General features: G+C 60.4%; 17 protein-coding genes and 1 pseudogene. 14 read left to right on the top strand and 4 right to left on the bottom strand.

Annotated elements, in window-relative coordinates; all coding sequences use genetic code 11:
* Nucleotides 1-32 precede the first annotated feature (32 nt).
* The 3 genes from D8U61_RS19290 to D8U61_RS19300 all read left to right on the top strand — a co-directional run bounded on the left by D8U61_RS19290 (nucleotide 33) and on the right by D8U61_RS19300 (nucleotide 5101).
* A complete protein-coding gene (locus D8U61_RS19290) occupies nucleotides 33-2735 on the top strand; it encodes a [protein-PII] uridylyltransferase (protein WP_016771478.1) in 2703 nt (900 codons plus the stop codon).
* 223 nt (nucleotides 2736-2958) lie between these two features.
* A complete protein-coding gene (gene dapC, locus D8U61_RS19295) occupies nucleotides 2959-4158 on the top strand; it encodes a succinyldiaminopimelate transaminase (RefSeq protein ID WP_130927473.1) in 1200 nt (399 codons plus the stop codon).
* Nucleotides 4159-4345: 187 nt separating this feature from the next.
* A complete protein-coding gene (locus tag D8U61_RS19300) occupies nucleotides 4346-5101 on the top strand; it encodes a M12 family metallopeptidase (protein ID WP_130927474.1) in 756 nt (251 codons plus the stop codon).
* Between the two features lie 24 nt (nucleotides 5102-5125).
* Here the strand turns inward: D8U61_RS19300 and D8U61_RS19305 are convergent, their stop codons facing one another.
* Nucleotides 5126-6760, bottom strand: a complete 1635-nt coding sequence (locus tag D8U61_RS19305) for a Na+/H+ antiporter (RefSeq protein WP_130927475.1) — start codon at nucleotides 6758-6760, stop codon at nucleotides 5126-5128.
* 106 nt (nucleotides 6761-6866) lie between these two features.
* Nucleotides 6867-6953, bottom strand: a pseudogene (locus tag D8U61_RS28115) (metal ABC transporter ATP-binding protein); the annotation flags it as partial.
* A gap of 99 nt (nucleotides 6954-7052) precedes the next feature.
* Between D8U61_RS28115 and D8U61_RS19315 the strand changes: the two are divergent.
* The 4 genes from D8U61_RS19315 (at nucleotide 7053) to D8U61_RS19330 (ending at nucleotide 10214) form a co-directional block, all read left to right on the top strand.
* A complete protein-coding gene (locus D8U61_RS19315) occupies nucleotides 7053-7415 on the top strand; it encodes an ArsC family reductase (RefSeq protein WP_269670131.1) in 363 nt (120 codons plus the stop codon).
* Between the two features lie 31 nt (nucleotides 7416-7446).
* A complete protein-coding gene (gene dapD / locus D8U61_RS19320; protein WP_041478134.1) occupies nucleotides 7447-8481 on the top strand; it encodes a 2,3,4,5-tetrahydropyridine-2,6-dicarboxylate N-succinyltransferase in 1035 nt (344 codons plus the stop codon).
* A gap of 126 nt (nucleotides 8482-8607) precedes the next feature.
* Nucleotides 8608-9813, top strand: a complete 1206-nt coding sequence (locus D8U61_RS19325; protein WP_130927476.1) for a cysteine desulfurase — start codon at nucleotides 8608-8610, stop codon at nucleotides 9811-9813.
* Complete coding sequence (locus D8U61_RS19330) at nucleotides 9810-10214, top strand: SufE family protein (protein ID WP_016771483.1); 405 nt, start codon at nucleotides 9810-9812, stop codon at nucleotides 10212-10214. Before D8U61_RS19325 ends, D8U61_RS19330 begins: the two co-directional genes overlap by 4 nt.
* Nucleotides 10215-10335: 121 nt before the next feature.
* Here the strand turns inward: D8U61_RS19330 and tcdA are convergent, their stop codons facing one another.
* The gene (gene tcdA, locus D8U61_RS19335; protein WP_125917994.1) at nucleotides 10336-11154 is read right to left on the bottom strand and encodes a tRNA cyclic N6-threonylcarbamoyladenosine(37) synthase TcdA; all 819 of its coding nucleotides are present in this window, start codon (nucleotides 11152-11154) and stop codon (nucleotides 10336-10338) included.
* 214 nt (nucleotides 11155-11368) lie between these two features.
* Between tcdA and D8U61_RS19340 the strand changes: the two genes are divergently transcribed.
* The 4 genes from D8U61_RS19340 to D8U61_RS19355 all read left to right on the top strand — a co-directional run bounded on the left by D8U61_RS19340 (nucleotide 11369) and on the right by D8U61_RS19355 (nucleotide 16616).
* Nucleotides 11369-13960 (top strand): glycosyltransferase, encoded by a 2592-nt coding sequence (locus tag D8U61_RS19340; RefSeq protein WP_056783195.1) that lies wholly within the window; start codon nucleotides 11369-11371, stop codon nucleotides 13958-13960.
* Between the two features lie 242 nt (nucleotides 13961-14202).
* Nucleotides 14203-15354, top strand: a complete 1152-nt coding sequence (dapE, locus tag D8U61_RS19345; protein WP_016771486.1) for a succinyl-diaminopimelate desuccinylase — start codon at nucleotides 14203-14205, stop codon at nucleotides 15352-15354.
* The gene (locus D8U61_RS19350) at nucleotides 15354-16163 is read left to right on the top strand and encodes a putative RNA methyltransferase (protein ID WP_130927477.1); all 810 of its coding nucleotides are present in this window, start codon (nucleotides 15354-15356) and stop codon (nucleotides 16161-16163) included. Before dapE ends, D8U61_RS19350 begins: the two co-directional genes overlap by 1 nt.
* A gap of 75 nt (nucleotides 16164-16238) precedes the next feature.
* On the top strand, nucleotides 16239-16616 hold the full coding sequence (locus tag D8U61_RS19355) for a hypothetical protein (protein ID WP_016771488.1): 378 nt from the start codon (nucleotides 16239-16241) through the stop codon (nucleotides 16614-16616).
* 138 nt (nucleotides 16617-16754) lie between these two features.
* Here the strand turns inward: D8U61_RS19355 and D8U61_RS19360 are convergent, their stop codons facing one another.
* A complete protein-coding gene (locus tag D8U61_RS19360) occupies nucleotides 16755-16964 on the bottom strand; it encodes a cold-shock protein (RefSeq protein ID WP_016771489.1) in 210 nt (69 codons plus the stop codon).
* Nucleotides 16965-17200: 236 nt separating this feature from the next.
* Between D8U61_RS19360 and plsB the strand changes: the two genes are divergently transcribed.
* The 3 genes from plsB (at nucleotide 17201) to D8U61_RS19375 (ending at nucleotide 20937) form a co-directional block, all read left to right on the top strand.
* Nucleotides 17201-19702 carry a glycerol-3-phosphate 1-O-acyltransferase PlsB gene (plsB, locus tag D8U61_RS19365; RefSeq protein ID WP_110600147.1) on the top strand — a complete coding sequence of 834 codons (2502 nt, stop codon included), beginning with the start codon at nucleotides 17201-17203 and terminating at the stop codon, nucleotides 19700-19702.
* A 119-nt stretch (nucleotides 19703-19821) separates the two neighbouring features.
* Nucleotides 19822-20220 carry a YbaY family lipoprotein gene (locus D8U61_RS19370; RefSeq protein ID WP_130927478.1) on the top strand — a complete coding sequence of 133 codons (399 nt, stop codon included), beginning with the start codon at nucleotides 19822-19824 and terminating at the stop codon, nucleotides 20218-20220.
* Between the two features lie 27 nt (nucleotides 20221-20247).
* Nucleotides 20248-20937: a DUF4197 domain-containing protein gene (locus D8U61_RS19375; RefSeq protein ID WP_130927479.1), complete on the top strand. Its 690-nt coding sequence runs from the start codon at nucleotides 20248-20250 to the stop codon at nucleotides 20935-20937.
* The last annotated feature ends 472 nt before the right edge of the window (nucleotides 20938-21409 follow it).

A 21409-nucleotide genomic window follows, 5' to 3' on the forward strand; every position in this document is an offset into this window, starting at 1 on the left:
ACGCTCCCAGCCTATAGAAGGAAAGCCAATCGATGCCGCAGGTGGATCCCGAACTCTTCGACCGCGGCCAGTTCCAGGCTGAACTGGCCCTCAAAGCGAGTCCTATCGCGGCGTTCAAGAAGGCGATCCGCCAGGCCCGCGAGGTCCTCGACACGCGTTTTCGCAATGGCCGCGACATCCGCCGGCTGATTGAGGACCGCGCCTGGTTTGTCGACAATATCCTGCAAAAGGCCTGGGAGCAGTTCAACTGGAGCGAAGACGCCGACATCGCTCTGGTGGCGGTGGGCGGCTACGGTCGCGGCGAACTGCACCCCTACTCTGATATCGATCTGCTGATTCTGCTCGACAGTGCCGACCACGAAGTTTTCCGCGATTCCATCGAGCGTTTTCTGACGCTGCTTTGGGACATCGGTCTGGAGGTCGGCCAGAGCGTGCGCTCGGTCGACGAATGCGCAGAAGAGGCCCGCGCCGACCTGACTGTGGTCACCAATCTGATGGAAAGCCGCACCATCTGCGGCCCCGAGCGTCTGCGCCAGCGCATGCTCGACGTCACCAGCACCGCGCACATGTGGCCGGCCAAGGAGTTCTTCCTGGCCAAGCGTGCCGAGCAGAAGGCTCGCCACCACAAATACAACGACACCGAGTACAACCTCGAACCGAACGTTAAAGGCTCGCCCGGTGGCCTGCGCGATATTCAGACGATCCTTTGGGTCGCCCGCCGTCAGTACGGCACCCTGAACCTGCGCGCCCTCGCTGGCGAAGGCTTTCTGGTCGAAAGCGAAAACGCCCTGCTCGCCTCCTCCCAGGAATTCCTGTGGAAAGTGCGCTACGCGCTGCACATGCTCGCCGGCCGCTCCGAAGACCGCTTGCTGTTCGATCATCAACGCACCATTGCCGGCCTGCTCGGCTTTGAAGGAGACGACGCCAAACAGGCGGTCGAAAACTTCATGCAGCAGTATTTCCGCACGGTGATGAGCATCGCCCAACTGAGCGATCTGATCATCCAGCACTTCGAGGAAGTCATCCTCGCTCCGGAAGACGAAGCGCCGCCGCAACCGATCAATTCGCGCTTCCAGTTGCATGACGGTTACATCGAAGCGCGCAATGACAACGTGTTCCGCCGCACGCCGTTCGCCATGCTGGAGATTTTCGTGCTGATGGCCCAGCAGCCGGAAATCAAAGGCGTGCGCGCCGACACCATTCGTCTGCTGCGAGAACATCGTCATCTGATCGATGACAACTTCCGTAACGATATCCGCAACACCAGCCTGTTCATCGAGCTGTTCAAGTGCAAGATCGGCATCCATCGCAATCTGCGGCGGATGAACCGTTACGGCATTCTCGGGCGCTACCTGCCCGAGTTCGGTTTTATCGTCGGGCAGATGCAGCACGACCTGTTCCACATTTATACGGTCGATGCGCACACGCTGAATCTGATCAAGCACCTGCGCAAACTGCAGTACACCCAGGTCTCGGAGAAATTTCCGCTGGCGGCCAAGCTCATGGCCAAGCTGCCCAAGCCTGAGCTGATCTACATGGCCGGTCTGTATCACGATATCGGCAAGGGCCGGCATGGTGATCACTCGGAGATCGGCGCGGTCGATGCCGAGGCGTTCTGCCAGCGTCACCAGTTGCCGGTGTGGGACAGCCGCCTGATCGTCTGGCTGGTGCAGAACCATTTGGTGATGTCCACCACTGCGCAGCGCAAGGATCTGTCCGACCCGCAGGTGATCCACGATTTCGCCCAGGCGGTCGGCGACGAAACCCGCCTCGACTACCTCTACGTGCTGACCGTGGCCGATATCAACGCGACCAACCCGACGCTGTGGAACTCATGGCGCGCCAGCCTGTTGCGCCAGCTTTATACCGAGACCAAGCGCGCCCTGCGCCGGGGTCTGGAAAACCCGGTGGATCGCGAAGAACAGATCCGCCAGACGCAAAGTGCCGCGCTGGACATCCTGGTGCGCGGCGGCACCGACCCGGACGATGTCGAGCAACTGTGGGCGCAATTGGGCGATGATTATTTCCTGCGCCACACCGCCGGCGATGTAGCCTGGCACAGCGATGCGATCCTGCAGCAACCGGTTGATGGCGGGCCGCTGGTGCTGATCAAGGAAACCACCCAGCGCGAGTTCGAGGGCGGCACGCAGATCTTCATTTATGCACCGGACCAGCACGATTTCTTCGCCGTGACCGTGGCGGCGATGGACCAGCTCAACCTGAACATTCACGACGCCCGGGTCATCACCTCGAGCAGCCAGTTCACTCTCGACACCTATATCGTGCTCGACAACGAAGGCGAATCGATCGGCGACAACCCCGCGCGGATCAAGCAGATCCGCGAAGGCCTGACCGAAGCGCTGCGCAACCCGGACGACTACCCGACGATCATCCAGCGCCGGGTGCCGCGTCAGCTCAAGCATTTCGCCTTTGCGCCGCAGGTCACCATTCACAACGACGCCCAGCGTCCGGTGACCGTGCTGGAACTGACGGCGCCAGACCGGCCGGGCCTGCTGGCGCGGGTCGGGGGGATTTTCCTCGAGTTCGACCTGTCGCTGCAGAACGCCAAGATTGCGACCCTGGGCGAGCGCGTGGAAGACGTGTTCTTCATCACCGACGCGCACAACCAGCCGTTGTCCGATCCGCTGCTGTGCAGCCGTTTGCAGGATGCGATCGTCGAACAGCTGAGCGTCAATCAGGAACCGGATATCAAACTTTCGCGGATCAGTATCTGAATCACCCGTTTATCCGTGTGAATGCAGCCCATGCCTTCCTCCGGTACATACAATCCCCTGTGGCAAGGGGATTTATCCCCGTTCGGCTGCGAAGCAGTCGTAAAACCTGTGTATGCGGACATTCAGTTGAACCGCAGTGAATGGTTTTTGGGGCCGCTGCGCAGCCCAACGGGGATAAATCCCCTCGCCACAGAAAGCTCTTGAGCATTTAAAAGAGGCCCCCATGAACAACGCTCTGAACCAGCTCCAGCCGTACCCGTTCGAAAAGCTCCGCGCCCTGCTCGGCAGCGTTACGCCGAACCCGGACAAACGCCCGATCGCCCTGTCGATCGGCGAGCCGAAACACCGTTCGCCGAGTTTTGTCGCCGAAGCGCTGGCGAACAGTCTGGATCAGATGGCGGTGTACCCGACCACCCTCGGCATCCCGGCCCTGCGCGAAGCCATCGCCGGCTGGTGCGAGCGTCGTTTTGGTGTGCCGAACGGCTGGATCGATCCGGCGCGCAATGTGCTGCCGGTCAACGGCACCCGTGAAGCGCTGTTCGCCTTCACCCAGACCGTGGTCAACCGTGGCAACGATGCGCTGGTGGTCAGCCCCAACCCGTTCTATCAGATCTACGAAGGCGCGGCGTTCCTCGCCGGGGCCAAGCCGCATTACCTGCCATGCCTCGATGAAAACGGCTTCAACCCGGACTTCGACGCAGTAGCGCCGGAGATCTGGCAGCGTTGCCAGATTCTGTTCCTGTGCTCGCCGGGCAATCCGACCGGCGCGCTGATTCCGGTCGAGACTCTGAAGAAGTTGATCGCCCTGGCTGATCAGTATGACTTCGTCATTGCCGCCGACGAGTGCTACAGCGAACTGTACTTCGACGAACAAACCCCGCCGCCAGGCCTGCTCAGCGCCTGCGTCGAACTGGGCCGCAATGACTTCAAGCGCTGCGTGGTCTTTCACAGCCTGTCCAAGCGCTCCAACCTGCCGGGCCTGCGCTCAGGCTTCGTTGCCGGCGATGCCGACATCCTCAAGGGTTTCCTGCTCTATCGCACTTACCACGGCTGCGCGATGCCAGTGCAGACTCAACTGGCCAGCGTTGCCGCGTGGAATGACGAAGTGCATGTGCGCGCCAACCGTGCGCTGTACCGCGAGAAGTTCGATGCGGTGCTGAACATTCTCAGCCCGGTCATGGACGTACAGCGCCCGGACGGCAGCTTCTATCTGTGGCCGAACGTGCAGGGCGATGATGCGGCGTTCTGCCGTGATTTGTTCGAGCAAGAGCACGTGACCGTGGTGCCGGGCTCGTATCTGTCTCGCGATGTCGATGGCGTCAATCCGGGGGCGGGCCGCGTGCGCATGGCGCTGGTTGCGCCGTTGGCTGAATGTGTCGAGGCCGCCGAAAGAATACGCGCATTCGTAACTCGCCAACAGTAACTTTCAAGAGTCCGCATCAGGCCACCTGATGCTGACTAAAAAAAAGAAACGCTAACTTACAACCCCCTCCTTTACTCCTCAATACACTAACTAATAACCTACCCCCGCAATAACCAACTTACAAACTACAAGTTTTTAACCACTAACTTGCAGTCGACCCTGGATAAAAACCTCAAAGGAATTGACCATGTACAAAACCAGACCCTGTCTGAATCTTGAAATAGAAGATCCAGTTGCCAGCTTTCGAGCGGCCATCAATGAAAACTCGAAAAATATTTCGTACACCAACAACTCAGGCCTGACCTACCGGACCATGGCACTCAATGCAAAGTGTTGGCACCCGAGCCGCCACCTGACCATTTCGTTTATGGACAACCCACCCGCCTCGCTGAAAGAAGCGATAAAGAGCCATATATGGGAATGGGCGGACTATGTCAGCCTCACCTTTAGCTTCATCGATAGTAAAGACGGCGTAATCCGAATTACAACCGACACTACTCAAAACGCTTCGCAAATTGGCACCGACGCACTAACAGTCGCGGCAGGAAAACCCACGATGTTCATATACGCGCGTCCGGGAGATGCGGATTTTCGCACGGTAGTAATACACGAGTTCGGTCATGCGCTCGGTTTTCATCATGAGCATCTGCACCCTGATGCTAACATTCCCTGGAACAGACCGAAGGTCTATCAGGAATATGCGGAAAAATGGGGAATGGATAAGCAAAGCGTGGACCTGAACATTTTTACACCGATAGACGAGGCGATCACCGTCACCCCATACGACCCGACTTCAATCATGCATTATCCTGTCGAGAAGGAACTAACCGATGGGAAGTTTGAGATACCGATGAACACGGAAATAAGTTGGCAGGACAAACGCATCTGCGCACATTTCTATCCGATCGAAATTCCTGACGGCGGCTCTTGCGAATCCCCTTGAATCGCCATCAGGAATCATCTCGTGCTACGACTTGACCTGCCCCAGATTGGCCTCGCTCAAATCCAATTCGCCGAGCACTTCTCGCAACACGTCATCACCGATCTGGTGCTGACGGCTGAGGCTGTAGAGTTCCAGGCGTTGCGCGCGCAGCGCTTTCAAGCGCAAACGCCGTTCAAGCAGATCCATCTGGAATGCCAGCGCCTGGGCTTCGGCGGAATCATTGAACACATCAAGTTGATGGCGATATTCGGACATGATCCGCGCCTTGAGCTCCGCTGCCAGCGCCGCTTGAGCGGCATCCTGCGGGACCACTTCTTCGCTTTCCAGCGAGTGAATCGCCGCTTCGGCTGTCTTGCGCCAAGCGTCGCGCACTTCCTGACGACGCTTGTCGTCAGGACTTTTGTCGATGCCGCGCAGCAGCAAGGGCAGCGCGATACAGGCCGAGACCAGCGACAGCAGAATCACCCCGGCAGCAATGAAGATCAGCAAGTCGCGTTCAGGAAAAGCCTCGGCGCCGATCAGCATCGGCACCGACATCACGCCTGCCAGCGTCACCGCCCCGCGCACACCGCCCACCGTCAGCAACCAGCATGAACGCGCCGTGGGCACTTGCGTCAGCTCGCCCTTGCCGCGCACTCGGCGCAGCAACACCGACAAGCGCCAGATGCTCTGCACCCAGATGAACCGCAGCAGCACCAGCGCGACGAAAATCGCCAGCACATCGAGGCAGCGATAGAACAGCGTTGGCCACAGCGTCGGCTCATGGCTGACCACCGCCTTGATGATGTCTGGCAATTGCAGGCCAAGCAGCAGGAAGATCAAGCCATTGAACGCAAATTCGAGCAGCGCCCAGACGCTGCGATTAAGCAATCGCGTGCTGGTCTGGCGCGGCAGCAGGTCGAGCCAGCTTTGCATCATCCCCGCCGCCACCGCCGAAAGAATGCCCGAAGCGCCCAGACGTTCAGCCAGTACGTAAGCGGCGAACGGCAGCAGCAACATGAACACCACGTGAGTGGCCGGATCGTCCCAGCCGCGGGCGATCATCCACGCGCGCAGGCGCCCGACCAGCCAGCTCAACGCTACACCCACAGCCAGGCCACCGAGCGCCACCGCGACGAAGGTCAGACTGGCATTGGTCAACGAAAACACGCCCGTGACCGCTGCAGCGAGGGCGAACTTGAAGGTCACCAGGCCTGAGGCGTCATTCATCAGCGCCTCGCCCTGAAGGATGTGCATCAGCGGCGTGGGGAGACGGTTCTGCGAAATCGCTGAAACCGCCACGGCGTCCGTTGGCGATAAAACCGCTGCCAGGGCAAAGGCCACTGGCAGCGGAATCGTTGGCAACAGCCAATGAATGAAATAACCGGCACCGACCACGGTGAACAGAACAAGGCCGACCGCCAGGGTCAGGATCGGTCCACGCAATTGCCAGAAGGCGCGTTTGGGCATGCGCCAGCCATCGGAAAACAACAACGGCGGCAGGAACAGAAACAGGAACAATTCGGGATCGAGGGCGACGTGCAGGCCAAGCGTCGGCCAGGCGAGCAAGGCACCGGCAGCAATTTGCACCAGCGGCAACGGCAGCGGGATGACCCGCCCGACCAGTCGCGAGACGCTGACCAGCATCAGCAGGATGAGGACGGTGTAAGCAGTTTGCATAAAACCAGAATCTCAGGCGATCGACAGCGTTGAACTGCCATATTAGCGCCTTAGGCTGTGGCTGACCGTTGCACATACGTCGCACGCCTGGACGCCGGACTAAATGTGGGAGCGAGCTTGCTCGCGAATGCGGTGTGTCATTCAGCACAGAAATTGACTGACAGGCCCCCTTCGCGAGCAAGCTCGCTCCCACAGGTTTTACAGCGTTACGACAACCGTGGCCGACGAAACCGTCCGGTCATGGCATAATCCGTCACCATTTTTTTCCAGCACCTGTAAAGGGGGCGATTCCTTGGCCGTTTCAAGTAAAACGTTGCACCTTTTCGGCATCAAAGCCTGCGACACCATGAAAAAGGCGCGCACCTGGCTCGATGAACACGCTGTCAGCTACGACTTTCACGATTACAAGACCGCCGGCATTGACCGTGAGCACCTGACCCAATGGTGCGACGAGCACGGCTGGCAAACCGTGTTGAACCGCGCCGGCACGACCTTTCGCAAACTCGACGACGAACGCAAAGCCGATCTCGACCAGGCGAAAGCTATCGAACTGATGCTCGCACAACCCTCGATGATCAAGCGCCCGGTGCTCGATCTCGGTGACCAAACCCTGATTGGCTTCAAGCCAGATATCTACGCGGCCGCTCTGAAGTAAGCAGCCCGTCACTCTTTGTAGAGGTATTCACATGTCCAATTCCCTGTTCAGCATCGCTTTTGGTGTCGGCACCCAGAACCGTCAAGGCGCATGGCTGGAAGTGTTCTACGCCCAGCCACTGCTCAACCCTTCGGCCGAACTGGTCGCGGCTGTTGCGCCGATCCTCGGTTACACCGAAGGCAACCAGGCCATCACCTTCACCACCGCCCAGGCTGCGCAACTGGCTGAAGCCGTGAAAGGCATCGACGCCGTGCAAGGCAAGCTGCTGACCCGCCTGGCCGAAAGCCACAAGCCGCTGGTCGCCACGCTGCTGGCCGAAGACGCGCAACTGACCTCCACGCCTGAGGCCTACCTCAAGCTGCATCTGCTCTCGCACCGTCTGGTCAAGCCGCACGGCGTCAGCCTCGCCGGTATCTTCCCGCTGCTGCCGAACGTGGCGTGGACCAGCCAGGGCGCGATCGACCTGAGCGAACTGGCAGAAATGCAACTCGAAGCACGCCTGCGCGGCGAGCTGCTGGAAGTGTTCTCAGTGGACAAGTTCCCGAAAATGACCGACTACGTGGTACCGGCCGGCGTGCGTATCGCTGATGCTGCACGTCTGCGTCTGGGCGCCTATGTCGGCGAAGGCACCACCGTGATGCACGAAGGTTTCATCAACTTCAACGCTGGCACCGAAGGCCCGGGCATGATCGAAGGCCGCGTTTCCGCTGGCGTCTTCGTCGGCAAGGGTTCGGACCTGGGCGGCGGTTGCTCGACCATGGGCACCCTGTCGGGCGGTGGCAACATCGTGATCAAGGTCGGCGAAGGCTGCCTGATCGGCGCCAACGCCGGTATCGGTATTCCGTTGGGCGACCGCAACACTGTGGAATCGGGCCTGTACGTGACCGCTGGCACCAAGGTTGCGCTGCTCGACGAAAACAACAATCTGGTCAAGGTTGTGAAAGCACGTGAGCTGGCCGGTCAGACTGATCTGCTGTTCCGTCGCAATTCGGAAACCGGTGCTGTGGAATGCAAGACCCACAAATCGGCGATCGAACTGAACGAAGCGCTGCACGCTCACAACTAAGCGCTGTAGGCCTGTGGGAGCGAGTCTGCTCGCGAAGCTTTTGGCGTCCTCAAGGACGCTTTCGCGTGCAGGTTCGCTCCCACAAGGTTTGGCGTACACCCCGCCCAATTTCACAGGGCTGAACCCATGATGATCCCCTCCCCCTGGCGCGCCGATTTCCCGGCCATCGCCGCGCTGCAACGGCAAGACCAGACCTATCTGGACAGCGCCGCCACCACGCAAAAACCCCAGGCCCTGCTCGACGCACTGACGCATTACTACGCCAACGGCGCGGCCAATGTGCATCGTGCGCAACACCTGCCCGGTGCCCACGCGACGCAAGCGTTCGAAGACAGTCGGCGCAAGGTTGGCCAATGGCTGAATGCCGGTGACAGCGGGCAAATCATCTTCACCCACGGCGCCACCAGCGCGCTGAATCTGCTGGCTTATGGTCTGGAGCCTCTGTTTCAGCCGGGCGATGAGATTGTCATCAGCGCCCTGGAGCATCACGCCAACCTGCTGCCGTGGCAGCAACTGGCGCAACGTCGCAATCTGAAACTGGTGATCCTGCCGCTGGATGCCGACGGCCTGATCGACCTCGGCGCTGCCGTACACCTGATCGGCCCGCGCACGCGTTTGTTGGCGGTCAGCCAGTTGTCCAATGTGCTCGGCGCCTGGCAGCCACTGACCGCTTTGCTGGGCATGGCCAAGGCGCAGAACGCGCTGACCGTGGTCGATGGTGCGCAAGGTGTGGTGCACGGTCGGCATGATGTACAGGCGCTGGGTTGCGACTTCTATGTATTTTCCAGCCACAAACTCTACGGCCCCGATGGCCTCGGCGTGCTGTTCGGGCGCAACGCTGCGCTGGAGCAATTGCAGCATTGGCAGTTCGGCGGCGAGATGGTGCTCGACGCCAACTATCAGGATTCGCGCTTCCGCCCGGCGCCGTTGGGGTTCGAGGCAGGCACACCGCCGATCGCCAGTGTCATCGGCCTCGGAGCCACGCTGGATTATCTGGCTGGACTGGATCAGCAAGCCGTGTCTGCCCACGAAGCGGCGCTGCACGACTACCTGTTGCGCGGCCTCGCCGCACGCAACGGCATTCGCCTGCTCGGCAAGCCGCAACTGGCCTTGGCCAGTTTTGTCGTCGAAGGCGTGCACAACGCCGATCTGGCGCATCTGCTCACCGAACAAGGCATCGCCGTACGCGCCGGGCATCACTGCGCCATGCCGCTGATGAAAAGCTTCGAACTGGCCGGCGCGATTCGCGTGTCGCTGGCGCTGTATAACGACTCGGAAGATCTGGAGCGCTTTTTCAAGGCGCTGGATCAGGCGCTGGAGATGTTGCGATGAGCCTGCCGGTTGAAGCGGCTGAGGCGCTGCAGATCTTTCAGAATGCGGCTGGCTGGGAACAGCGGGCGCGGTTGCTGATGCAGTTCGGCGATCGCTTGCCGGCGCTGGATGACGCGCAAAAGTGCGAGGCCAACCGGGTGCATGGCTGTGAGAGTCAGGTGTGGCTGGTCGGGGATTTGCGCGACGGACACTGGCAGTTCAAGGCAAGCAGCGATGCGCGGATGATTCGCGGGTTGGTGGCGTTGCTGCTGTTGCGGGTCAACGGCTTGTCGGCGGCTGATATAAAGCAAATCGATTTGCCGGATTGGTTTAATCAGCTCGGCCTGTCCCGCCAGCTATCGCCATCGCGCAGCAATGGCCTCAATGCCGTGCTTCAGCGGATGAATGAGTTGGCTCGCTGACTGATCGTTCCCACGCTCTGCGTGGGAATGCCTCAACGGACGCTCCGCGTTCGGCTCTGGATGGGACGCGGAGCGTCCCGGGCTGCATTACCACGCGGAGCGTGGGAACGATCAAATACCTTCAGGCTTGAGGCTTGACCCGGTCCGCCGGGCGCCGTACACCAGCGACAATCTTGTCCACAGCCTTGGTCGCCGCGACCATGCCAAATGTCGCGGTAACCATCATCACCGCGCCAAACCCGCCGGCGCAGTCGAGCTTCACGCCATCGCCGACAAAACTCTTCTGCAGACAAATGCTGCCATCCGGTTTCGGGTAGCGCAGCTGTTCGGTGGAAAATACGCACGGCACGCTGTAGTGGCGGGTCACGGTGCGGGAGAAGCCGTAGTCACGACGCAAGGTCGAGCGCACTTTCGAAGCCAGCGGATCGTTGAAGGTGCGGTTCAGATCGCAGACCTGAATCAACGTCGGATCGATCTGCCCGCCCGCCCCGCCGGTGGTGATGATTTGGATCTTGCGGCGTTTGCACCAGGCGATCAGCGCCGCTTTGGCGTTCACCGCATCGATGCAGTCGATCACGCAGTCGATGTCCGGCGTAATGTATTCAGCCATTGTGTCGCGGGTGACGAAATCGGCCACGGCGTGCACCGTGCAATCAGGATTGATCCCGCGCAGACGCTCGGCCATCACCTCGACCTTGGGTTTGCCGACGGTGCTGTCCAGCGCATGCAACTGGCGGTTGGCATTGCTGACGCAGACGTCGTCGAGGTCGAACAGCGATATCTCGCCAACCCCGCAACGGGCCATGGCTTCCGCCGCCCAGGAACCGACGCCACCAACGCCGACGATCGCCACATGGGCGGCGCGCAAGCGTTCCAGGCCCTCGATGCCATACAAACGGGCGATACCTGCAAACCGCGGATCTTCTGTACTCATGACCATTACCCCAAAAACCGGCGCGCATTATAGGGCTACGCAGCGACAAGTTTTAAGCTGCAAGCGACAAGTGTAAGAACTTAAGTCAGAGACGGCTGCCCAACGTCAGGCATTTTCCCGTCAGTTGTACGGCTGGTTAACCGCCGGTGTAGGATGCGCGCCCCTCGGGCGTCTATCCGACCGATCCTTCGTTCCACAGCCTTTGGAACCCGAAACAGCTATGTCATCGCGTAAATTTGGACTCAACCTGGTGGTGGTGCTGGCCATCGCTGCCTTGTTCACCGGTTTCTGGGCGCTGGTCAATCGCCCGGTCACGGCACCGAACTGGCCGCAGCAAATCTCCGGCTTCTCGTATTCGCCATTCCAGCAGGGGCAATTCCCACAGAAGGATCAGTATCCCTCTGACGACGAAATGCGCCGTGACCTGGAAATCATGAGCAAGCTGACCGACAACATCCGTATCTATTCGGTTGACGGCTCGCTTGGAGACATCCCGAAACTGGCTGAAGAATTCGGCCTGCGTGTCACCCTCGGCATCTGGATCAGCCCGGACCAGGAACGCAACGAACGGGAAATCACCAAAGCCATCGAGCTGGCCAACACCTCGCGCAGCGTCGTGCGCGTGGTGGTCGGCAACGAGGCGCTGTTTCGCGAGGAAATCACCCCGGAAGCGCTGATCGTTCTGCTGGATCGGGTGCGCGCTGCGGTAAAAGTACCGGTGACCACTTCCGAGCAATGGCACATCTGGGAGAAATACCCGCAACTGGCCAAGCACGTTGACCTGATCGCCGCCCACGTCTTGCCCTACTGGGAATTCATTCCGGTGGACAAGGCCGGCCAGTTCGTCTTCGACCGTGCCCGCGATCTGAAAAAACTCTTTCCGAAAAAACCGCTGCTGCTCTCCGAGGTCGGCTGGCCGAGCAATGGTCGCATGCGCGGTGGCGCCGATGCCTCGCCGGCAGATCAGGCGATTTACCTGCGCACACTGGTCAACAAGCTCAATCGCCAAGGCTTCAACTACTTCGTGATCGAAGCGTTCGATCAGCCGTGGAAGGCCAGCGATGAAGGTTCGGTCGGCGCCTACTGGGGCGTGTTCAACGCCGCGCGCCAGCAGAAATTCAATTTCGAAGGCCCGGTGGTGGCGATTCCGCAATGGCGCGTGCTGGCCATCGGCTCGGTGGTGCTGGCGTTGCTGTCGCTGACCCTGCTGATGATCGACGGCTCGGCCCTGCGCCAGCGTGGTCGCACGTTCCTGACGTTTATCGCGTTCCTCTGCGGTTCGGTGCTGGTGTACATCGGTTACGACTACAGCCAGCAATACAGCACGTGGTTCAGCCTCACGGTCGGATTCCTCTTGGCGCTCGGTGCGCTCGGGGTATTCATCGTCCTGCTCACAGAGGCCCATGAACTGGCCGAAGCGGTGTGGATTCACAAGCGCCGGCGGGAATTCCTGCCGGTGCTGGGCGATTCCGATTACCGACCGAAAGTCTCGATCCATGTGCCGTGCTACAACGAGCCGCCAGAGATGGTCAAACAGACCCTCGACGCACTGGCCGCACTCGATTATCCCGACTTCGAAGTCCTGATCATCGACAACAACACCAAGGATCCGGCGGTGTGGGAACCGGTGCGCGATTACTGCGCAACCCTCGGCCCGCGCTTCAAGTTCTTCCACGTTTCGCCGCTGGCCGGTTTCAAGGGCGGCGCGCTGAACTACCTGATTCCGCACACCGCCAAGGATGCCGAGGTCATTGCGGTGATCGACTCCGATTACTGCGTGCACCCGAACTGGCTCAAGCACATGGTGCCGCACTTCGCCGACCCGAAAATCGCCGTGGTGCAGTCGCCGCAGGATTATCGCGACCAGAACGAAAGCACCTTCAAGAAGCTGTGCTACGCCGAATACAAGGGCTTCTTCCATATCGGCATGGTCACTCGCAACGACCGTGACGCGATCATTCAGCACGGCACCATGACCATGACCCGCCGTTCCGTGCTGGAGGAATTGGGCTGGGCTGACTGGTGCATCTGTGAAGACGCCGAACTCGGCCTGCGCGTGTTCGAGAAAGGCCTGTCGGCGGCGTATTACCACGACAGCTACGGCAAGGGCCTGATGCCGGATACCTTCATCGACTTCAAGAAACAGCGTTTCCGCTGGGCCTATGGCGCGATCCAGATCATCAAGCGCCACACCCGCAGCCTGCTGCGCGGCAAGGACACCGAACTGACTCGCGGTCAGCGTTATCACTTCCTCGCTGGCTGGCTGCCGTGGGTCGCCGATGGCATGAACATCTTCTTCACCGTTGGCGCGCTGTTGTGGTCGGCGGCGATGATCATCGTGCCGCAACGGGTCGATCCGCCGCTGCTGATTTTCGCAATCCCGCCACTGGCGCTGTTCGTGTTCAAGGTCGGCAAGATCATCTTCCTCTACCGCCGCGCCGTCGGTGTGAATCTGAAGGATGCGTTCTGCGCGGCGCTGGCCGGGTTGGCGTTGTCGCACACCATCGCCAAAGCGGTGCTGTACGGTTTCTTCACCAGCAGCATTCCGTTCTTCCGCACGCCGAAAAACGCTGACAACCACGGTTTCTGGGTGGCGATCAGCGAGGCTCGCGAGGAGCTGTTCATCATGCTGTTGCTGTGGGGCGCGGCGCTGGGGATCTTCCTCGTGCAGGGCATTCCGAGCAATGACATGCGCTTCTGGGTAACCATGCTGCTGGTGCAGTCGCTGCCGTATCTGGCGGCGCTGATCATGGCGTTCCTGTCGTCGCTGCCCAAACCTGTGGCCAAGGCTGAGCCGGCACCGGTCGTCTAAATCCGCAACGCAGCACTAAACGGCGGCCAATGGTCGCCGTTTTGCTTTAAGATAACCGCCATTTTGCGGGGCTTGGCGTGATAACCGGTCTGACTGACCACCCCTATCCCTTGTGGGAGCGAGCCTGCTCGCGAAGGCGTTGTAACATTCAACCTTTAAGGTGCCTGGTAGACCGCTTTCGCGAGCAGGCTCGCTCCCACATTAGAAGCCCAAGCTCACACCCCATGATCCCGGAGTTTTCCATGACGGCCCACGCCGACCTATCGCCGACCCTTCAACTGGCCATCGACCTGATCCGCCGTCCCTCCGTAACCCCGGTCGATGCCGACTGCCAGAAGCAGATGATGCAGCGCCTGGGCGATGCCGGTTTCACCCTGGAGCCGATGCGCATCGAAGATGTGGATAACTTCTGGGCCACTCACGGCAACAACGACGGCCCGGTGCTGTGCTTCGCCGGTCACACCGACGTGGTGCCGACCGGTCCGGTTACCGCATGGCAGATCGATCCGTTCAATGCCGTGATCGACGAACACGGCATGCTCTGCGGCCGTGGCGCGGCAGACATGAAAGGCAGCCTGGCATCGATGACCGTCGCCGCTGAACGCTTCGTCGCCGACTATCCGAATCACAAAGGCAAGGTCGCTTTCCTGATCACCAGCGACGAAGAAGGCCCGGCGCATCACGGCACCAAGGCCGTGGTCGAACGTCTGGTCGCGCGCAACGAGCGCCTGGACTGGTGCATCGTTGGCGAACCGTCGAGCACCACGCTGGTCGGCGATGTGGTGAAAAACGGCCGTCGCGGTTCCCTCGGCGCCAAGCTCACGGTCAAAGGTGTGCAAGGTCACGTGGCCTATCCGCATCTGGCGAAGAACCCGATCCACCTCGCCGCTCCGGCGCTGGCAGAGCTGGCCGCCGAGCACTGGGACCACGGCAACGATTTCTTCCCGCCGACCAGTTTCCAGATTTCCAACCTCAATTCCGGCACCGGCGCGACGAACGTGATCCCGGGTGATCTGGTGGCGGTGTTCAACTTCCGTTTCTCCACCGAATCGACCGTCGAAGGCCTGCAGAAACGCGTTGCCGACATCCTCGACAAGCATGGTCTGGACTGGCACATCGACTGGGCGCTGTCCGGCCTGCCATTCCTCACCGAACCGGGGGCGCTGCTCGATGCGGTGTCGTCGAGCATCAAGGACATCACCGGTCGCGAGACCAAGGCGTCGACCAGCGGCGGCACCTCCGATGGCCGTTTCATCGCGACTATGGGCACGCAAGTGGTTGAACTGGGCCCGGTCAACGCGACCATCCACCAGGTCAACGAGCGCGTGCTGGCAGCCGATCTCGACGTGCTGACCGAAATCTATTACCAGACCCTGATCAAGTTGCTCGCCTGATGCTCGCGTGCCCGATCTGCAGTGAGCCGCTCAACGCGGTCGACAACGGCGTGGTCTGCCCCGCCGGGCATCGGTTTGACCGTGCGCGTCAGGGTTATCTGAACCTGTTGCCGGTGCAGCACAAGAACAGCCGCGACCCGGGCGACAATCAAGCGATGGTCGAGGCGCGGCGTGATTTCCTCAACGCCGGGCACTACGCGCCAGTCGCCAGGCGTCTGGCTGAATTGGCGGCGAGTTATGCGCCGGAGCGCTGGGTCGACATCGGTTGTGGCGAGGGTTACTACACCGCGCAAATCGCCGAAGCTTTGCCGAACGCTGATGGCTACGCGCTGGATATCTCCCGCGAAGCGGTCAAACGCGCCTGCAAGCGCAATCCGGCGATCACCTGGTTGATCGCCAGCATGGCCCGCGTGCCATTGGCCTCAGGCAGTTGCCAATTTCTCGCCAGCGTCTTCAGTCCGTTGGATTGGGAGGAAGCCAAGCGTCTGCTCAGCGTCGGCGGCGGCCTGATGAAAGTCGGCCCGACCCGTGGCCATCTGATGGAATTGCGCGAACGCCTGTACGACGAAGTGCGCGAGTACACCGACGACAAGCACCTGGCCCTGGTGCCGGCAGGCATGGCCTTGGCGCACAGCGAAACCCTGGAATTCAAGCTGACTCTGGACAAGCCCGAGGACCGCGCCAACCTGTTGGCGATGACGCCTCACGGCTGGCGTGCCAGTGCCGAGCGTCGTGCGGCGGTGATCGAGCAGGCCGAGCCGTTCGAGACCACCGTGTCGATGCGCTACGATTATTTCGTTCTTCAATAACTTTTGGTCTCGGGCACAGGCCCGGGGCCGGCTAAATCCGCGAATGGATTTTTCAGACCCGCAGTGAGGACATCCATGCGCCAACCGGACATCGAGATTTACCTGAAAGACGCCGACGTCGACCACAAGGCCATCGCCGCCTGGCTCGGCCAAGCGCTGGGCCCGTGCAGCGACTGGGTACAGAAAGGCCAGACGTACAAGTGCAAGGCCGGCAACGTGCCAGTGACCTGGCTGCCGAAAGCCGTGGGCAAGTGGAACAGCCTGTTCCTGGAAAGCGACCAGACCCCCTGGGACGACGACATCGCCTGCGCCCGCGCAGCCTTTGCCGCGCTGAACGTGGAAGTGCGTTGTGCACCGGGGACGTGGGTCGAAGAAGAAGGTGAAGAAACCGCTGATCGCTGGATTCGCATCAGCGAAGACGGAGAAGAAGAAATCACCTGGAAGACCGCGTAACCAGGGCAACGTAGAGCCCACGTGGGAGCGAGCCTGCTCGCGAATGCGCAGTGTCAGTCGATATGAATGGTGACTGATACACCGCATTCGCGAGCAGGCTCGCTCCCACAGTGGTTTTTGGCGTTCTGGAGGTTTGTGTTACAGACCTACAACATCCTCAGCCTGCAACCCCTTCTCGCCGGTGATCACCGCATACTCAACCTGTTGACCTTCGGTCAGCGAGCGGTGCCCTTCGCCGCGTATCGCGCGGTAGTGGACAAACACGTCCACGCCGTCGTCGCGCTGGATAAAGCCGTAGCCTTTGGCGTCGTTGAACCACTTCACGTTGCCGGTTTCGCGTGTTGCCATCTGTTCATACTCCTTTTTTATTATTGAACGGGCTTTTCGCAGGAAAGCCTTCGAGGAACGTCAGCCTGCGTCCGACGTCCATGACAGGGCACCGGCAACAGAGCGCCGAGTATATGACAGGTGCGGAAACTCTCAACAGGAGATTACTTCGGCGCTTTTTTGCCGATTTTCGCCTAATACGGCAAACTGTCCGCCCCGAGCGCCTGCTCGGTTTTATTCACTCACGCAGAAGCCGTATGACCCGTTCCCCGTTCCGCCGTCTTGTGTTTGGCACCCTGCGCCGCCTGTTGTATCTCTGGGTTCGCTCCGAGACCATCAATCAGTCGTCGTTCACTCTTAACCTCGACCGCAGTCGTCCGGTGTTCTACGTCCTGCAAAACCCATCACTGACCGATCTGGCAGTGGTTGACACCGAGTGCACCAAGGCCGGTTTGCCACGCCCGGTGCTGGCGGTGTCGGTGGGTTCACTCATCGAACCAGCGGCGTTTTTCTATTTGACGCCGGACCCGGACTGGCTCGGTCGTCAGGACAAACGCGGCGCGCCGCCGACTCTCACCCGTCTGGTCAGCGCGCTGACTCAGAATGCTGCCGAAGACGCGCAGATCATTCCGGTCAGCGTGTTCTGGGGCCAGTCCCCGGACAGCGAAAACAGTCCGTGGAAACTGTTGTTCGCCGACAGCTGGGCAGTCACCGGACGCCTGCGCCGGCTGCTGAGCATCATCGTCCTCGGGCGTAAAACCCGCGTGCAATTTTCCGCGCCGATCCACCTGCGCGAACTGATCGATCACAACAAGGGCCACGAGCGCACCGTGCGCATGGCCCAGCGCATCCTGCGCGTGCACTTCCGCAACCTGAAAGCTGCGGTGATCGGCCCGGACATTTCCCACCGACGCAATCTGGTCAAAGGCCTGCTCAATCAGCCGTTGGTCAAACAGGCGATCCTCGACGAAGCCGAGCGCGAAAAAATCTCCCCGGAAAAAGCCAAGGCCCAGGCCCTGCGCTACGGCAACGAGATCGCCTCGGACTACACCTACACCGCGATCCGCTTTCTCGAAGTGGTGCTGAGCTGGTTCTGGAACAAGATCTACGACGGCATCAAGGTCAACCACATCGAGGGCGTGCAGAACGTCGCGCAAGGTCACGAAGTGATCTACGTGCCGTGCCACCGCAGCCACATCGATTACTTGCTGCTCTCGTATCTGCTGTTCCGCAACGGCCTGACCCCACCGCACATTGCCGCCGGGATCAACCTCAACATGCCGGTGATCGGCAGCCTGCTGCGTCGCGGCGGTGCGTTCTTCATGCGCCGCACCTTCAAGGGCAATCCGTTGTACACCTCGGTGTTCAACGAATACCTGCACACGCTGTTCACAAAAGGTTTCCCGGTCGAGTATTTCGTCGAGGGCGGTCGCTCGCGCACTGGGCGCATGCTGCAACCGAAAACCGGCATGCTCGCGATCACCCTGCGCAGTTTCCTGCGTTCGTCGCGGATGCCGATCGTCTTCGTGCCGGTGTACATCGGATACGAGCGCGTGCTCGAAGGCCGCACCTACCTCGGCGAACTGCGTGGGGCGAGCAAGAAAAAAGAATCGATCTTCGATATTTTCAAAGTGATCGGCGCGCTCAAGCAGCGCTTCGGTCAGGTCGCGGTCAACTTCGGCGAGCCAATCAAACTGGCGGAATTTCTCGACGCCGAGCAACCGGACTGGCGCCAGCAGGAGCTCGGCCCGCAGTTCAAACCGGCGTGGCTCAACGAAACCACCAACCGCCTCGGCGAGAAAGTCGCCCGGCATCTGAACGAAGCGGCGGCGATCAATCCAGTGAATCTGGTGGCGTTGGCTCTGCTGTCGACCACGCGTCTGGCCCTGGATGATCGCGCCATGGCGCGGGTGCTGGACCTGTATCTGGCGCTGCTGCGCAAGGTCCCGTATTCGCCACACACCACCTTGCCGGAAGGCGATGGCCGTGCGCTGATCGAGCATGTGAAAGACATGGATCTGCTCGCCGAGCAGAACGATGCGCTGGGCAAGATTCTGTATCTGGACGAGCAGAACGCGGTCCTGATGACTTACTACCGCAACAACGTCCTGCACATTTTCGCTCTACCGTCGTTGCTGGCGAGTTTCTTCCAGAGCACCTCGCGCATGAGCCGCGAGCAGATCCTGCGCTACACCCGCGCGCTGTATCCGTACCTGCAATCGGAGCTGTTCATCCGCTGGAGCCTGGACGAACTCGACGCGGTGATCGATCAGTGGCTGGAAGCGTTCGTCGAGCAGGGCCTGCTGCGTTTCGAGAAAGACCTGTACCTGCGTCCGGCGCCGAGTTCGCGGCATTTCGTGCTGCTGACGCTGCTGTCGAAAAGCATCGCGCAGACCTTGCAGCGTTTCTACATGACCGTGTCCCTGCTGCTCAACAGCGGCCAGAACAGCATCAGCGCCGAAGAGCTGGAAGACCTCTGCACGGTCATGGCCCAGCGTCTGTCGATCCTCCATGGCCTGAACGCCCCAGAGTTTTTCGACAAGAGTCTGTTCCGCCACTTCATCCAGACCCTGCTCGACCTCGACGTCCTGCGCCGCGACGAAGCCGGCAAGCTCAGCTACCACGAACTGCTCGGCGAGCTGGCCGAAGGCGCGGCCAAGCGCGTGCTGCCGGCGGAGATTCGCCTGTCGATCCGCCAGGTCGCGCTGCACCGCAGTGAAGATGCGGCGGATCAGATCACGCCACAGCCTGAGGCTTGAAGCCTCAGACCTGTGGGAGCGAGCCTGCTCGCGAAGACGGAATGTCAGTCGACATTTAGTTTGACTGACCCAGCGCTTTCGCGAGCAGGCTCGCTCCCACATTGAAAGGAGTTCCACCCATGAAAAAACTGCTGACCTTCGCTGCCGCCACCCTGCTCAGCGCCTGCCAATCAACCACACCTGCCGGCAAGGCCAGCCTCGACGGCGAAGTCTTCTACCTGCAACGCATCGCCCTGCCCCCGAGCGCGACCCTGAGCGTCAGCCTGCAGGACGTGTCGCTGGCCGATGCACCGGCCATCGTCCTCGCCGAACAGAACGGCCCGATCAAAGGCCAGGTGCCGCTGCCGTTTCATTTGAGCTACGATCCGGCGCAGGTCAAATCCGGCCACCGTTACTCGGTCAGCGCGCGCATTGAAGTCAACGGCGAGCTGATGTTCATCACCACCGAAAACCACGCCGTGCAACTCGACGGCAACGACCCGCAGCCGCTGAAAATTCGCGTCGACGCCGTTCGTTAATCCATTTTTCGCCACAAGGAAGCCGCCATGCGCCGCCCTACCCTTCGCTTCGCCGCCGCCTGCGCCGGTCTGCTGATCTCCGCCAACGCCTTGGCCTTGTCGCTCAACGACCTGTCGCAACAAGACGCCACCGGCGGCCTCAAGGACGCCCTGACCCAAGGCGCACAGATCGCCGTGAAACAACTCGGCACCCCGGGCGGCTTCAGCAACAACCCCGAAGTGAAAATCGAACTGCCGGGCAAACTCGGCAAAGCCGCGAGCAAGATGAAAGCCTTCGGCATGGGCGCCCAGGTCGAAGAACTGGAAACCGCGATGAACAAAGCCGCCGAATCCGCCGTGACCCAGGCCCAGCCAATCCTCGTCGATGCAGTGAAGAAAATGAGCGTGGCCGACGCCAAAGGCATCCTCAGCGGCGGCAACGATTCGGCAACCCAATACCTGAACAAATCCAGCCGCGAACGGATCCGCGCGAAATTCCTGCCCATCGTCAAACAAGCCACCGACAAGGTCGGCGTCGCGCAGAAGTACAACACCTTTGCAGGTCAAGCTGCGGCTTTCGGTGTCGTCGACGCCAAGAGCGCCAACGTTGAAAGCTACGTCACCGAACAGGCACTCAATGGTTTGTTCGAGATGATCGGCAAGCAGGAAGAAACAATTCGTCAGAACCCGGCCGCTGCGGCGACGAGTCTGGCGAAGAAGGTGTTTGGTACGTTGTAATTTCCGAACCACAAAAAAAGCCCGCTCAACTTCCTCGGCTCAGCGGGTTTTTTTGCGCATCCGCTTTGTGGATCGACCGGACCGAGGACACGATTCACCGCAGTTCAGCAAGGGAAATCCTCTGCCGATGCGCAGTCATAGCGGGAAGTCGGGCTGATTACCAGAGCAACGTCGGCTTGAGATACCGAGTCAGTATCCGCAAAAGAAACAGATCAAAAGCCCCTCACCCTAGCCCTCTCCCGGAGGGAGAGGGCTAGGGTGAGGTGTTCAGGCGAAATACGCCGACTTGCGATACCGAGTCGAATGCAGATTTTGGAACGCCCAAAATCGGCTCCCTCTCCCTCGGGAGTGGGCTGGGGTGAGGGGCAGCAACAACACAAATCAAAAGCCGAACACCCACGCTTTTCACCACTCAATGGCCGAGTGTCAGCTCGCCTGCTCTTGATCTTGATCCACCGGCGACGTCGGAAGG

The organism is Pseudomonas sp. Sample_14 (assembly GCF_004307515.1).
Classification (GTDB): domain Bacteria; phylum Pseudomonadota; class Gammaproteobacteria; order Pseudomonadales; family Pseudomonadaceae; genus Aquipseudomonas; species Aquipseudomonas atacamensis.